The organism is Psychrobacter sp. 4Dc (genome assembly GCF_002836715.1).
Classification (GTDB): domain Bacteria; phylum Pseudomonadota; class Gammaproteobacteria; order Pseudomonadales; family Moraxellaceae; genus Psychrobacter.
Genome location: NZ_PJAT01000088.1, coordinates 1 through 15,255 on the forward strand (window position 1 = coordinate 1; position 15,255 = coordinate 15,255).

9 protein-coding genes are annotated in these 15,255 nt (G+C 45.2%); 6 read left to right on the forward strand and 3 right to left on the reverse strand.

Annotated elements, in window-relative coordinates:
• Positions 1 to 144 precede the first annotated feature (144 nt).
• Complete coding sequence (locus tag CXF61_RS06115; RefSeq protein WP_101205127.1) at positions 145 to 1,074, forward strand: DMT family transporter; 930 nt, start codon at positions 145 to 147, stop codon at positions 1,072 to 1,074.
• 241 nt (positions 1,075 to 1,315) lie between these two features.
• Positions 1,316 to 2,419, forward strand: coding sequence for an alkene reductase (locus tag CXF61_RS06120; protein ID WP_102090858.1), 1,104 nt, complete (start codon positions 1,316 to 1,318; stop codon positions 2,417 to 2,419).
• A 106-nt stretch (positions 2,420 to 2,525) separates the two neighbouring features.
• Here CXF61_RS06120 and CXF61_RS06125 read toward each other — a convergent pair whose 3' ends face one another.
• Complete coding sequence (locus tag CXF61_RS06125) at positions 2,526 to 3,491, reverse strand: pirin family protein (RefSeq protein WP_165597554.1); 966 nt, start codon at positions 3,489 to 3,491, stop codon at positions 2,526 to 2,528.
• Between the two features lie 165 nt (positions 3,492 to 3,656).
• Positions 3,657 to 4,940 (reverse strand): BaiN/RdsA family NAD(P)/FAD-dependent oxidoreductase, encoded by a 1,284-nt coding sequence (locus tag CXF61_RS06130; protein ID WP_165597555.1) that lies wholly within the window; start codon positions 4,938 to 4,940, stop codon positions 3,657 to 3,659.
• 451 nt (positions 4,941 to 5,391) lie between these two features.
• On the opposite strand from CXF61_RS06130, the gene acs reads away from it, so the two are divergent.
• The 3 genes from acs (at position 5,392) to pgsA (ending at position 10,080) form a co-directional block, all read left to right on the forward strand.
• The gene (acs, locus tag CXF61_RS06135; protein WP_165597556.1) at positions 5,392 to 7,353 is read left to right on the forward strand and encodes an acetate--CoA ligase; all 1,962 of its coding nucleotides are present in this window, start codon (positions 5,392 to 5,394) and stop codon (positions 7,351 to 7,353) included.
• A 281-nt stretch (positions 7,354 to 7,634) separates the two neighbouring features.
• Positions 7,635 to 8,834: an NAD(P)/FAD-dependent oxidoreductase gene (locus CXF61_RS06140; protein WP_165597557.1), complete on the forward strand. Its 1,200-nt coding sequence runs from the start codon at positions 7,635 to 7,637 to the stop codon at positions 8,832 to 8,834.
• A gap of 562 nt (positions 8,835 to 9,396) precedes the next feature.
• Entirely contained in the window at positions 9,397 to 10,080 is a 684-nt protein-coding gene (pgsA, locus tag CXF61_RS06145) for a CDP-diacylglycerol--glycerol-3-phosphate 3-phosphatidyltransferase (protein WP_057758088.1), read from the forward strand.
• Positions 10,081 to 10,182: 102 nt separating this feature from the next.
• Here pgsA and CXF61_RS06150 read toward each other — a convergent pair whose 3' ends face one another.
• Positions 10,183 to 10,677, reverse strand: coding sequence for a pyridoxamine 5'-phosphate oxidase family protein (locus tag CXF61_RS06150; protein WP_057758090.1), 495 nt, complete (start codon positions 10,675 to 10,677; stop codon positions 10,183 to 10,185).
• 482 nt (positions 10,678 to 11,159) lie between these two features.
• Here CXF61_RS06150 and purL point away from each other — a divergent pair, with 482 nt between their 5' ends.
• Positions 11,160 to 15,173 carry a phosphoribosylformylglycinamidine synthase gene (gene purL / locus CXF61_RS06155; protein ID WP_165597558.1) on the forward strand — a complete coding sequence of 1,338 codons (4,014 nt, stop codon included), beginning with the start codon at positions 11,160 to 11,162 and terminating at the stop codon, positions 15,171 to 15,173.
• The last annotated feature ends 82 nt before the right edge of the window (positions 15,174 to 15,255 follow it).

Sequence of the window (15,255 nt, forward strand, 5' to 3'; positions counted from 1 at the left end):
AAATTTTATAAAAAATTACCCATCAAACAATTAAAAAGTTATCATCATGAGTTTTTAATAACATGATAGTTTTTACAACGCATCAGATGCTTATGACCGACACGAGTTGGCAAAAGCAGTCTAAGCGCTTAATAGGATTACCCAATGACCAACCGTGACCTCATCATCTTTGTGACGCTCTCTTTTATGTGGTCACTCTCCTTCGTTTTTTATCGTATCGGCGTGCCCGAGTTTGGCTCATTGGCATTCGCCAGTTTGCGTGTGATATTCGCCGGATTAGTCATGTTGGTCTTTGTATTATTAAATAAGAAAAACAGAGTAGGCATCAAGGAGCATTGGAAAATGCTAGCACTCGTCGGCTTGTTTTCGGCAGCGCTACCTTTTGTGTTGTTCTCGTTTTCCGCGCAGTCAGTGAACGCAGGCGTGCTAGCCGTGCTAAATGCTTCTGTACCGATGATGAGTGGTTTTATCGCCAGAGTCTTCTTTAAAGATAGGCTATCGAAAAAACAAGCACTCGGTTTGGTCATCGGAGTGATTGGGGTAATCATACTGATGAGCGAAAGCTTATTTGGCGGAGGTGAGCCAGGCAAAGGATTGGTCGAAGGGCTACTACCAATGGGTTACGCGCTACTAGCCTGTGTGGGTTATGCGCTTGGGGCCAACATTACCAAGAACTATCTGTACGAAGTATCGCCAGTCGCTATCACCGCAGGATCGCTCATTATCGGTAGTATCATTATGCTGCCTGTGGCTTTTAATGAGTTCCCTTATGGCAAAGATATCAGCATAAAGGCGTGGGTATCAGTGATCTGTATCGGTGTATTTTCGACTGCCATTGCCCTTATCTTTATGAATCAGCTGATTAAAAATATTGGCCCGACGCGCGCCACCAGTATTACTTTAGTCATCCCAATTTTTGCCATTATTTTAGGGTATCTATTACTTGGCGAGGCGCTAAATATACAAGCTATCATTGGTTCGATTGTGATATTGATCGGCACATATCTGTCATTAGAGCTATCAATTAAGAAAATGCTAAAGCCAAAAGACAAGACCCAGACGAACAGTATTTAAGGCTTAGTAAACAGTCTTCGTAGTAAACAGATACGAAGATTTGTATAGGTGAATATTGTTGTATCTGTTTGTAAATATTGCTTGGAATAATGAAATCTATCCCCTATAAATGTAGGCGCTAAACGTAGATTTACTAATGATATTATAAGTTTTTCTAAACAGCATGCGATAATAATTAGTATGATTGATGGTTGCTATAACTAAAGATCATAGATAGCAACAATAACCAATAGGACAGATTATGGCACACGATATTTTATTTGAGCCTGTAAAAATGGGTACACAAACGCTAAAAAACCGCATTATGATGGCCCCACTGACACGTCTGCGTGCCGTTGAGCCAGGCGATGTCCCTATCACATGGGCAGCAGAGTACTACTCGCAGCGTGCAGGGGCGGGCCTTGTCATCACTGAAGCGACGCAAGTATCGTTTCAAGCAAAAGGCTATGCAGGCGCACCAGGGCTACATACTCAAGATCAAGTCACTGCATGGAAAGCCATCGTTGACAATGTCCATGCTAAAGGTGGCAAAATCGTCGTCCAGCTATGGCACACAGGACTTGTCTCACATGAAAGCGTACAACCTGAACGCCGTGCGCCAATTTCAGCCTCAGATGTCGATGTAGGTATCCGTACCTCATTGCGTGATAGTGACAACCAAGCCATTCGCGCGGATGCCACGCCGCCGCGCCCAGCCAGTCTTGATGAGATTCAGCAAGTGGTTACTGACTTTGCGCATGCAACCAAGTGCGCGCAGGAAGCGGGGTTTGATGGTATTGAGATTCATGGCGCGCATGGTTATTTGCTGCATCAGTTTTGGGCCGAGCATACCAATCAGCGTGACGATGAATACGGTGGCAGCCGCGAAAACCGCGCGCGTCTGACCTTGGACGTGATTGATGCTTGCGTAGAGGCATGGGATGCAGATCATATTGGTATTCGTATCTCGCCACTGGGCACATTCAACAATGTTGAGGGAGGCTACGAAGAAGACGATAACATTTGGCTGATTGAACAAATCAATAAGCGTGGTCTAATGTATTTGCATCTGTCAGAGCCAGATTGGGCAGGTGGTACGCCGTATAGCGATGAGTTCCGTCAGCGTGTCCGTGATGCGTTCGATCAGACCATCATCGCGGCGGGTGGCTATGATGCGGACAAAGCTGAGAAGAACATCAAAGCAGGCTATATCGATGCGGTAGCATTCGGTCGTGATTATATTGCCAACCCTGATCTCGCTGAACGTATTCAAGAGGGCGCACCGCTCAACGAGCAGCACCCAGAGAGCTTCTATGGTGGCAGCACGGTTGGCTACACTGATTATCCGTTTATGAATGAAGTGTAAGCAATTATCCATCCGTCAGTATCACTGAATAGGCAGACAAACGCGTTATAAAAAAGCCCTTTGACTATCGATAGTTAGAGGGCTTTTTTTTACGCATTTATTTTGATTAATATCCAAAATTGCCTGTTTGATAATCACGGAACGTTTGTCGTAGCTCATCTTGGGTATTCATCACAAAGGGGCCGTGACCTGCGATAGGTTCACCGATTGGCTCGCCGCTTAGCAGTAGCAATTTGATAGGTGTGTATTCATCGGTAGTTGCAGGGTAGGTCAATTCGATAGTATCAGTAGCAGGTAATGATGAATGTTCAGATTGAGTGCCTACATGATTTCGAATAGGCGCTGAAAATTCAATTAGGCTGCCTGCGCTGACGGCTGTACCGTTGACCAATATTTGACCTTCTTGTACCAGGAGTAGGGTATTGTGCGTTTTCGGTACTTGTAGCGTGGTTGTACCTGCTGTATGTAGCTCAATATCCCACATATTGACTGGCGTAAAGGTCGTTGCTGCTCCCGCTATCCCATGCCAGTCACCGGCAATAATGGCAGCTTGGCCAATGACAGTTTGCTCGTCGCTATTGTCTATCAGATCAACGATAGGCATATCAGCACGTTTGATAGATTGGTATTTTGGGTCGGTCAGTTTATGGGCGCTTGGCAAGTTGACCCATAACTGCACCATACTAAATATACCACCACGTTGCCCAAAGGCTTCAGAGTGGAACTCTTCGTGCAGAATACCGCGACCAGCAGTCATCCACTGTACATCACCTTCTAAAATATCACCGCGCCCACCTGTCGAATCTACATGACTAATCTCACCTGCATAAGCAATGGTGACAGTTTCAAAACCTTTATGTGGGTGTTGACCAACGCCATGTGGCTGCATTTTATAAGAGGGATTGGGTGAAAACGTTGTTGGCTTGGCATAGTCTAATAATAAGAAAGGATCAGTATGGCTATAATTAAGGTCTGGATTATCATCTAGATGACTGATCAGAGTTTTTACAAAAAAGCCGTCACCTACCCAGTGCGACTCTTTTTCACCGTGAATGTGTTTAATTGAACGCATGGGTCACCTCATTAGTCTAATTAGAATTACTATCAATAGAAAAGCTATTATTAAGTAATACTACTATGAATATAAGAGTAGATTGTATGAGTTTTTATTACTATTTCATTCCTAGTGCTGTCGGCAGCGATTAAGCAAACGTTAAACACTTATAAGTGTCCATGATTAGACGATCTCACCACTCACAAAACCACTTGCCCATGCCCACTGAAAATTATAACCACCAAGCCAGCCGGTCACATCAAGCACTTCACCGATAAAGTATAAGCCGTCTTGTAAATTGCTTTGCATCGTTTTGGAGGATACTTCATCGGTTGTGACGCCGCCGCGTGTGACCTCAGCGGTTCGGTAACCTTCTGTACCCGAGGGTTTGAGCTGCCAGCCATTAAGGGTAATACCAAGCTCTGTGAGACGTTCGTCTTTAATATTAGCAAGCTCCGTATCTTTGATGTCTTCCCACAGATGCGTCTGTAACGCTGCCAATAGCTTCTTGGGTAATGCATTGTCTGTATTTTCTGCCAATACGGTACGAATAAGCTGGCGTGGGTGTGATTTTTTACGAGTCAGTAAAAGTTCAGTGACGTCTATTTCAGGCAACAGATTGATACTGATGGTTTCGCCAGTCTGCCAATAGTTGGATAGCTGTAGCATGGCAGGGCCAGAGAGACCGCGATGGGTAAATAGGACAGGTAATTTAAAAGAGATACGCTCGTTACTGGCAATAACTGGCAGACTGATACCAGCCAAGGCACGGATAAGTTCGCCTGTTTTATCAGTGAAAGTAAACGGGACTAAACTGGCATCAGTAGGCACGAGCGTATGCCCGAACTGCTGTGCCAACTCATAGCCGATACCACTTGCTCCCATGGTCGGGATAGATAAACCCCCAGTAGCGACCACCAAAGATTCACAGCTATAGCGTGTCTGCGCAGATTGAGTACCGCTCGCGATGTCTTTTTTACCAAGCTTTTTGCTCGTCGTTAGATAAAAGCGTTCGCCTTTATCATGAACAGCAGTTTTAACATGATCAATCTGAGCATTAAGCTTTACTTGTACACCTACGGCCGCGCACTCATCTAGTAGCATAGATAAGATGTCTTGTGCTGAGTCATCACAGAACAGCTGACCGTGTTCGCGCTCATGGTAGGCAATCTTATGCGACTCTACCATGCCGATAAACTCCCAACTTGGGTAACGACTTAGCGCTGATTTGCAGAAGTGGGGATTGGCACCAATAAAGTGCTCAGGCTCCACAAAGTAATTGGTAAAGTTGCAGCGACCACCACCCGACATCAAAATCTTTTTGCCGGCTTTATTGGTATGATCCAAAACCAATACGCGGCGACCGCGCCGTCCGGCAGTCAGTGCACAGTACAACCCTGAAGCGCCAGCACCAATAATAACGACATCATAGTGAGTATGGTTTTGTGCATTGCGTTGATTAGTCATTGCGGTCTCGTAAAACGATGGGGTGAAAAAAGTATAACCAGGCCAAGCATTGTTTTTATTAAAAACGCGGCTGACATTTTGTTAAATGAAGCAGTATGTTTAGTGTAGCTATTGTCCATATTTCACTAAAGGTTACAAGGATTAAATGCCCTAAGCCATACGCTGTTACCGTGTGATCACAACCAGCTGTCATTTTAGTACTATCGTTATGATAGCTGCCCCTATAAATAGCATTATACGTACCAGTATAAGTACTAATATAATTATCTAAACATACAGATGTACAGTGAAATTGTTATGTTTGGCTTTTGATGTCTTGCAACGGTCACGCTTATTTGTCAAACTAACGATGAGCGTCACACATTATGGAAGATGACTCTTATCGCTTACATGGGGCGCGTCATAGACGTTTATCCGTGTAGGTCATAATAATTAAAAGGGACCCAACACTATGACTCAGAAATCATTTCCTATCTCAGCCGAGTTTATGGCTGCTGCCAATACCACACCTGATAAGTACCTTACAGACTACCAGCAATCTATCGAATCACCCGAAGCAATTGATGCTTTTTGGGCGAAGCGTGCTGAGCTAATCGACTGGATAAAAAAACCAACTAAGGTCAGTAACGTCAATTATGACTTAGATGATTTTCGCATCAAATGGTTTGAAGATGGTGAGCTAAATATCTCAGTCAACTGTCTTGATCGTCACCTTGAAGAAAACCCATACAAGCCGGCTATCATTTGGGAAGGTGATCACCCTTCGTTGCACAAAATCATTTCTTTTAAAGAGTTACATGAAGCCGTCTGCCGCTTAGGTAATTCATTGCGCAAGCTTGGCGTTGTAAAAGGTGACCGCGTAACCTTGTATATGCCGATGATACCAGAAGCCATGGTAGCGATGCTGGCATGTGCGCGTATTGGTGCGGTGCATTCAGTGGTGTTTGGTGGTTTTTCTGCCGAGAGTCTGGGCAATCGCTTGATAGACAGTCGCTCAAAGGTTGTTATCACAGCTGACGAAGGTTTACGCGGCGGTAAGCACACACCGCTTAAAGCCAATGTCGATCACGCACTCGACATGGATGGCACTGAGAGTGTCGAAAAAGTCATCGTCGTTCATCGTACGGGTAACTCTATACCGATGAGTGGCCGCCGTGATGTGTGGTATCACAATCTGGTCGATGGTCAATCAGAGATCTGTGAGCCTGAAGTCATGAATGCCGAAGACCCGCTATTTTTATTATATACGTCTGGCTCTACTGGTAAGCCAAAAGGTGTAGTGCATACTACAGGCGGCTATATTACCTATGCTATCTCAACGTTCCGTGATGTGTTTGATATCAAAGAAGATGACGTCTACTGGTGTACAGCAGATGTGGGCTGGATTACTGGCCACACGTACTCGACCTATGCACCACTGGCCAATGGTACGACAACGGTAATGTTCGAAGGTGTGCCAGAGCATCCAACATGGGCACGTATCGGTCATATTATCGATAAGCATGACGTGACTATCCTATACACTGCACCGACAGCCATTCGTGCAATGATGAAAGAGGGCGACGCCTTCGTTCGAGAGTCGGATCGTTCAAGTTTGCGTCTGCTAGGGTCGGTCGGTGAGCCGATCAACCCAGAAGCGTGGGACTGGTACTACAATGTCGTCGGTGATGGTAAATGTCCTATCGTCGATACATGGTGGCAGACCGAGACAGGCGGCATCTTAATGGCGCCAATACCAGGCACGGTCGATCTCAAACCGGGCGCGGCAATGACACCGCTATATGGTGTCAAACCAGAAGTCGTCGATAGTGATGGTGCGATTTTAGAAGGCCCTGCAGAAGGCAATTTGGTGATCAGTAGCGGTTGGCCAGGGCAGATGCGTACTATCTACAATGACCATCCACGTTTTTTAAAGACTTACTTTAGCGATTATCCAGGTCATTATTTCACAGGTGATGGCGCTCAGCGTGATGAAGATGGGCATTACTGGATTACCGGTCGTGTTGATGATGTACTCAATGTTGCAGGGCATCGCTTGGGCACAGCAGAGATTGAGAGCGCCGTGGTTGCGCATCCTGCGACTGCTGAAGCTGCGATTGTCGGTATGCCGCATGAGATACGCGGTACAGGTATCTGTGCATTTATCATTCTAAAGTCAGGTGAAGAAAAGACCGACGATCTAAAGGCAGAACTAAAACGTCATGTGCGTGCCGAGATTGGACCAATTGCGACTTTAGATGCCATTTATATGGTTGATGCACTACCAAAAACGCGCTCAGGAAAAATCATGCGCCGTATCTTGCGTAACCTTGCAGCAGGTCAATATGTAGGGCTGGGCGACCTATCTACGCTTGCCGATAGCTCAGTGATTAATGACTTGGTTGAAGAAGTCAAAGCGGGCCGCGGAGAGTAAGTTAGCCTGATAACGAACCTGCAGTATTAAGGATAGTTATTCAGTACTAGCCATTGATATTTGTATATTGAAGTTGAATAAAAGCCATGTTATCGAGAATAGCATGGCTTTTTTACGTAGACGATATTGATATTGAGTCACTTTGAAGGTTCAATAATGCTAACAAGACAACATCGCTACCATTTTAATTGAGGATTAATTGACGAGTCACTCGGTACTTACTAGGTTAGATACTCAATATAGTAGCGACTCGTAAATACTTTATAAGGTCTACTGTCATCATGACTGATCATGCTTCGTGCTCAACTGTCCTATCTGCCCCAAAAATCGCCATCATCGGTGGTGGCCTAACGGGTTTGCTCACCGCAACACTATTAGAGTGCGCGTCAAACCAGACAGGCTCGTCATCTAACACCCCGCAAATCACTATCTTTGAAAAATCACGTAGTGTGGGCCGTTTGGCGACCCGCTATCGCAGCGATAGTGAAACTGGTAAGAACTGGCAATGGTCGTTCGGTGCACAGTTTTTTACTGCGAAAACTGCTGTCTTTCAACAATTTATCGCGCCTTGGTTAGATACAGGGTTGCTACAGCCATGGTGTGCTGAAGTGATTGAGTTAACGGCATCAAGTGACAATTATCAGTCACCTAATATCCAAAGCAAAGAGCAATGGGACGTGGTGCATGCACGCTATATCAGCACACCGAAAATGACCAGTTGGGGCCGTGAGTTAGCCGCTGCGCTCAAACATACGACCATAGTATTTAAGACCCGTGTCGCACCGCTTGCTCAATATTTGCAGTCTCAGCATCAGATCCAGAACCAGACTCATAATCAAACTTTTAATCAAAACAGCAAGCAAACTGAGCTATTTGACGAAACTGGAGCCAGTCTGGGTTGGTTTGATTGGGTTATTTGCACAGCGCCAAATGGTCAGGCGATAGAGCTGATGTCAGATAGTGGCTTTGCTCAACAAGACAAAATTACTAAACCGCAAATGCAAGCCTGCTATACGCTGATGCTTGGCTGGGATGATGTGCAAAAACTACCTGAAACATTAAATGGCCAACTTGCACCGCAGTGGGATGTCGCTTATTTAAATAGCGCTGTTCTCGATAGGATATTTATTGAGCATCAAAAGCCTGCTCGTGATGAGCTACTACCAAGTGTCACCATTCATGCACGTAATGACTGGTCAGAGACCCACGTCGATGACGATATTGAGTCAGTCAAAGAACAATTATTACAGGCGGCAAAACAAGCATTAAATTGGAATGAAGCTAGCGCACCTAGCCAGACAGATTGTCATCGTTGGCGCTATGCGGCTACTATCGTAAATAAGGATACTGAAGAGCTAGGCATCTTAATCGATGAAACCAAGCAATGGATCGTTAGTGGTGACTGGTGTGCAAAAGGTAATATAGAAAGCAGCTATCGAATGGCGCAGCAAACCGTTAAGGCAGTTATGCAAACGCAGTAAGCGTAATATCTATGCTCATTATTTTGCATTGTTTAACGATATTTAGGTTTAGCAAAACGTAAGCAAAAAAAGGCCCACAGAGGAGGTACTGTGGGCTGAGGAAAACGGGTCATGTATTAGCTACACAGGCCGTGGTCAAGAGTTGTTGTAATTATTGGTGCTCTCTACTGTTATTTATAAAGGTAATAATTATCAATACAATAGGTGGAAATATTTAACTATTAACATTTACTGATTTAAGTGTACAAGTGTTCTGGTACAGTCGCTATGATAGCGCAATTGATTACTGTCTGGCGGTTTTGGTTACAGTATATTACGTTGTAAAAGTCCAAAAGACGCCAAGACTGGTATGAAGCACTGATATTTAGAGTAAGTAGCGGAGCTTTATGATGAAATCATTAATAAAGGCTGCCAATAATTTCAATACGTTATGTCGATAGGAGGTCATCTAGTCGATCTTGATACCTTTGATAACTCAATCGCTGCAGAGATGGCATGACGCCTTGTCCGAAAAATGCTAAGCTATCTGCCATTATTATGTTCATATTAAACTGGGTTTGCCATGACTGACAGCACGCATTTGCATACGCAGGAAGAACCGCCAAGTTCGCAAAATACCAAGAGTATTTTCAACTTGCCTAATAACCTTACGATTGCGCGTATCTTGATGATTCCGCTATTTGTCGCGATTGCTTATTGGCCGCCAGCCATGGGTATTGGTATGCCTGCGATTTCAGACAATGTCATTGCGCGCGTTGGGATGAGCGAGTTTAGTGATAGTTTGTTGCGCCATTTATTATTGACTGGCGTCTTTATTATTGCCGCAATTACCGATTGGCTTGATGGATATTTTGCTCGTAAACTTAATGTCATGTCAGCCTTTGGGCGCTTTTTAGACCCTGTTGCTGATAAGTTAATGGTAGCTGTAGCGCTCATCGTTCTTGTACAGTGGCATCCTAATATCATTATGGCGATAGCGGCTATCGTCATTATTTCGCGTGAAATCGCAGTATCAGCATTACGCGAATGGATGGCAGAGTTGGGCAAAAGTACTAGCGTCGCAGTATCTTATGTTGGCAAATTAAAGACCACGTTTCAGATGGTGGCAATTACCGTACTACTACTTAATTGGCAGTCGCTTGAAACCATTGGTTATGTATTAATGGTCGCTGCTGTGATACTTACCTTATGGTCGATGATGATTTATCTAAAAGCAGCTTGGCCTTATTTAAAGCAAAGCGGATAATTCCATAAAACGAAAATAATCAGCTCAAAACTTAGACAATAAAAAACGCCAGTCGTATTAGCCACTGGCGTTTTTGTTTTTACTGCTTATAGATCAGGCAGCTTATAGCGTCACTGAGTTGTTTTCGCCTAAGTTAGTCGCTTTCTTACCGTCCATTACTGCAGCAGTAGTCATCTTAAACATATTGACGACTGAGCTACCGCTTAGCCAGTATTCTGCACCATGTGGTACGACTTTGATTAATTGTACATTTGGATCTTCTTTACCTTGCTCATAAAACGCATTGTAAATTGGCGACCATAGCTCGTCTAACTTCTCTTGGTCTTCGACCAATTCTGCTTTACCGTTAATAGAAACATAATCTTTTGAATCTTGACTGACATAGGCCAAGTTCACTTGCGGGTCTTTTTCGATATCTTTAATAGTTTCGGTAGTCTTATCACCAATGAACCAAATCTCTTTTGCGCCAATACTCGTCTCGCTAGTTGTCATTGGGCAGGCATGTAAATGGCCTTCGTGAGTACGAGTGGTCATCATGGCAAATTTCACTTCTTTTACCAGTTCTTGTACTTTATCGATATGGTCTTGTCTACTCATAATAAATTTCCTTTTTTATAGTGTTTTAATTGGGCTTATATAGCGTTGTTTTAATTAGCCGAATTGAACAGTTAATTATTTATAGTAATTTTTCTTTAGGCTAGATATGTCTAACCATTAAATAAATCTAAAAGTTAAACGTCATCGTCGCCTTAACAACTGAGACTAGAATACCGAGTTGTCACCCTACATTTATATAGGTTCCCAGTAATGCGATGTGAGTGTTTGTAAGGAATATGAAGGTTAGGTAAAAATTGTGACAGTGCGAATTTATATTCTCTATATTTGAATAAATTATTCAAAAACGTCTAGAAAATTCACTTTTGTAGTTTGTCGATTCATAAATAATAAGTAGTGATAGAACGCAACTTTTCGGCAATTTATCTTGGTTTAGACCTGCTTATTACAGGGCTTCTTGTTATAATACGCAGACCATTTACTTAGCATGGCAGAGATGCCTTGATCTTACGGATTATGCCTTTATGATGACCATCGCCGGACAACCGTTTCTTACCGATTTTCAGACGCAGCAACTCATCAGTCAGTTTCAGCAAAAAACCGAGCTAAATGTCAGTCAAATAAGTACACAGCAAGTGTATGTGCTATCACGAGAGCTATCTGGTGATGAACATAAAAAAGCGCTAGATTTACTAGCGGTTGACCAGTCAGCAACGCTAAATTCGCCGCAAGACAACCAACTACAAGTCATCGTTGGGCCACGTTTTGGTACGATATCGCCATGGGCAAGTAAAGCGACAGATATCTTTAATAACTGTGAAATCGAGATCAACCGCGTTGAGCGTGTCGTTGTTTATACGTTAACCCTCGATGAAAAAATAGACGGTGACGCAGGCGAAAAACTACCAGTAGACGCTGAGCAGTTATTGTTTGATCGTATGACTCAGAGCTTGGTTTATGACTTGAGCGATGTCAGCAAATTGTTTGATGATCAAGCGCCAGCATCACTGAACCATATAGATGTAATAGGACAAGGTCAGGCAGCGCTAGAATCGGCCAATACCGAGTTCGGCTTTGCGTTATCAAGTGAAGATATCGACTATCTGATGAATGCCTATGTCAATGAGTTGAAATGCAACCCAACTGACGTTGAGCTGATGATGTTTGCACAGGCCAACTCAGAGCATTGCCGTCATAAGATCTTTAATGCTCAGTGGACAGTTGACGGCGAAGCACAGCCAAAATCATTGTTCCAAATGATCAAAAACACGTACCAGTCGAATCCACAAGGTATTTTATCAGCGTATAAAGACAACGCTGCGGTCATGGCAGGCGCTGATGGTATGCGTTTTTATCCTATTCCAACCAACGCGATGGATGCCAATTCAATCCATCCTTACGACTTTCATCAAGAAAACATCGATATCTTAATGAAGGTTGAGACGCACAATCATCCAACAGCGATTGCCCCTTATTCTGGTGCGGCAACAGGTGCTGGCGGTGAGATTCGTGACGAAGGCGCGACTGGTCGCGGCGGTAAGCCAAAAGCAGGTCTAACAGGGTTCCACGTGTCACATTTGCATATCCCAGAGCTTAGCGAAAAATGGGAGCAGTCAGGTCAATTGAGCACGCAGGATTATGGTACGCCAGATCGTATGGCAACCAGCCTTGAAATCATGACCGAAGCGCCATTAGGCAGTGCCAATTTTTCAAACGAGTTTGGTCGTCCAAATCTATGCGGTTACTTCCGTAGTTTTCAGCTAGACACCTCTGCTGCAAAAGACGGTAGCGAGATGCGCGGCTATCATAAGCCAATCATGCTGGCAGGTGGTTACGGCAATATCAAACGCAACCTTATTGAAAAAAATGCAATCAAAAAAGGTGATTTGCTCATCGTCCTTGGTGGCCCTGCAATGCAAATCGGTCTGGGCGGCGGTGCCGCATCGTCGGTCGATAGTGGTGACCTTGATGAAGGTTTGGACTTTGCTTCAGTTCAGCGCGATAATGCTGAAATGGAGCGTCGTTGCCAAGAAGTCCTCGATCGCTGCTGGGCACTAGCGGGCGATGATGTCGATGTAAGTAATAACAGTAAAGACGGCAACCCAATCGTTTCACTACATGATGTAGGGGCAGGTGGTCTGTCTAATGCGATGCCAGAACTGGTCAATGACCATGAAATGGGCGCGCATCTGAACTTGCGTAAGATTCCATCGTTAGAAGCTGGCATGTCGCCAATGGCCATATGGTCAAATGAAGCGCAAGAGCGTTATGTGCTAGCGATTCGCCCAGAGAGCAAAGATCAGTTCGATGCTATCTGTGCCCGTGAGCGCTGCCCATATGCCATCTTGGGCGAGGCGACGGATATCCGTCAGCTAATCGTTGACGATGAGCTATTAACTGAGCAACCAGTCGATATGCCGATGCAAGTACTGCTCGGCGGTACACCGAAAATGCAACGTAGCTTTGAGCGTACCGAGAGCACGTTACCAGCATTAGAGCTTGGTGACGTTAATCTAGCTGAATCAATCACCGATGTATTGCGTCACCCAACTGTCGCTAGCAAATCATTCTTGATTAGCATTGGTGACCGTTCTATCACGGGTATGGTCGTGCGTGATCAGTATGTGGGTCGCTATCAAGTGCCTGTATCAGATTGTGCGGTGACGGCTTCTGGCTTGGTGGCGCTAGATGGTCAGCCAATGACTGGCGAAGCCATGAGTGTGGGTGAGCGTACGCCTGTTGCGCTTATCAGTCCAAAAGCCTCTGCGCGTCTAGCAGTCGGTGAAGCGATTACTAACATCGCTGGTGCGCGTATCGCTCAGTTGTCTGATATTACGATGTCAGCGAACTGGATGGCTGCGTGTGGTAATGATGCGGAAGATGCTGCATTGTTCGACGCTGTACATGCCGTTGGTGAAGAGCTATGCCCAGCACTGGGCATCGCTATCCCAGTCGGTAAAGACTCGCTATCGATGCGTGCCAATTGGAGTGATGAAAGTGGTAAGGACAAATCAATCGTCTCACCAATGAGCTTGGTCGTGACGGCGTTTGCCCCTGTCGTTGACGTGGCAAAAACGCTAACGCCTGAGCTAATCAATGGCGACAGTGCGTTTTACCGTATTGACTTGTCAAAAGGCAAATTGCGTCTAGGCGGCTCAATCCTTGCGCAGACGCTTAGCCAATTAGGTAACGACTGCCCAGATCTAGCGCAGCCTAGCGACTTGGTCGATTTCTTTAACTTTATCCAAGCGGGTAATGAGCAAGGCGTCATCAGCGCCTATCACGATATCGGTGATGGTGGTCTACTAGCGACTATCGCTGAGATGCAGTTCACTAGTCGTCAAGGTATCAAGCTGTCATTGACGGATGATAACTTACTCGGTCAACTGTTCAGTGAAGAGCTAGGCGCAGTCATCCAAGTATTACCAGAAAACGTCGCGGCGCTAATGCAGTTGGCAGAAGAGTTTAATGTTGCTGATATGCTGAGTCTCGTTGGTCAAAGCTCGGAAGAAGACAGCTTACTTATCCAAACGCCAACGCTCATGGGTGCCGATGGTATTAATGAAACTTTACGCTTTAGCCGTACTGAATTGCAGCAAGCGTGGACGCAGGTCAGCTATCAAATCGCGCGTCGCCGTGATAACCCAGCGTGCGTACAGCAAGAGTATGACTTGATTGCTGATGCGAGCCATCAAGGCCTGATTGCTTCACCGAACTTTGATCTGAATCAAAAGGTCGAAGAGCCATACTTGGCTAGCCGTGAGAATAAACCAAGAGTCGCTATCTTGCGTGAGCAAGGCGTCAATGGTCAGACAGAAATGGCAGCAGGCTTTACTCAAGCTGGCTTTGAAGCGGTCGATGTACACATGAGCGATCTGCTCAGTGGTCGCATCAATCTGCGTGACTTCGACGGTCTGGTCGCTTGTGGTGGCTTTAGTTATGGTGATGTACTGGGCGCTGGCTCTGGCTGGGCAAACTCTATCTTGTTCCATGACGAGCTACGCATGCAGTTTGTCCGCTTCTTTGCCCGTCCTGATACCTTCTCATTAGGTGTCTGTAACGGTTGTCAGATGATGGCTCAGTTAAAAGACCTCATCCCAGGTGCAGATAACTTCCCACGCTTCATCGCCAATCAATCGGCTCGTTTTGAAGCGCGTACGGTCAACGTAAAAGTCGAGCGTACCAAGTCTATCCTGTTCAAAGGTATGCAAGACAGCATCTTGCCAATCGCTGTAGCGCATGGTGAAGGCTATGCCACGCTAGACAACAACGAAATCGATGGTATGGCCAAACACGGTCAGCTTGCGATGCGTTATGTCGATAGCCAAGGTCATCCAACTGAGACGTATCCGCTCAATCCAAACGGTTCGGTCGGCGGTGTCACGGGTCTGTGTAGCACTGATGGTCGTGTGACGATTATGATGCCACATCCTGAGCGTAACCTAAAAGCCTACAACCACAGCTGGAAACCAGAAGAGTGGGACGAGGACGGCGCGTGGATGCGTATGTTCCGTAACGCTCGTGCTTGGTTACGCTAGACTGGTTTGAGTTATTTTAGATAATAAAAAAAGGTGGGCGTAATGCTCACCTTTTTTGTGTTTTGGTTTTTAGTGTCTAGAG

Coding starts and splice junctions, on each gene's coding strand:
- purL (WP_165597558.1), top strand. CDS start 11,160: ATGATGACCATCGCCGGACAACCGTTTCTTACCGATTTTCAGACGCAG.
- CXF61_RS06140 (WP_165597557.1), top strand. CDS start 7,635: ATGACTGATCATGCTTCGTGCTCAACTGTCCTATCTGCCCCAAAAATC.
- CXF61_RS06130 (WP_165597555.1), bottom strand. CDS start 4,940: ATGACTAATCAACGCAATGCACAAAACCATACTCACTATGATGTCGTT.
- acs (WP_165597556.1), top strand. CDS start 5,392: ATGACTCAGAAATCATTTCCTATCTCAGCCGAGTTTATGGCTGCTGCC.
- CXF61_RS06150 (WP_057758090.1), bottom strand. CDS start 10,677: ATGAGTAGACAAGACCATATCGATAAAGTACAAGAACTGGTAAAAGAA.
- CXF61_RS06115 (WP_101205127.1), top strand. CDS start 145: ATGACCAACCGTGACCTCATCATCTTTGTGACGCTCTCTTTTATGTGG.
- CXF61_RS06125 (WP_165597554.1), bottom strand. CDS start 3,491: ATGCGTTCAATTAAACACATTCACGGTGAAAAAGAGTCGCACTGGGTA.
- pgsA (WP_057758088.1), top strand. CDS start 9,397: ATGACTGACAGCACGCATTTGCATACGCAGGAAGAACCGCCAAGTTCG.
- CXF61_RS06120 (WP_102090858.1), top strand. CDS start 1,316: ATGGCACACGATATTTTATTTGAGCCTGTAAAAATGGGTACACAAACG.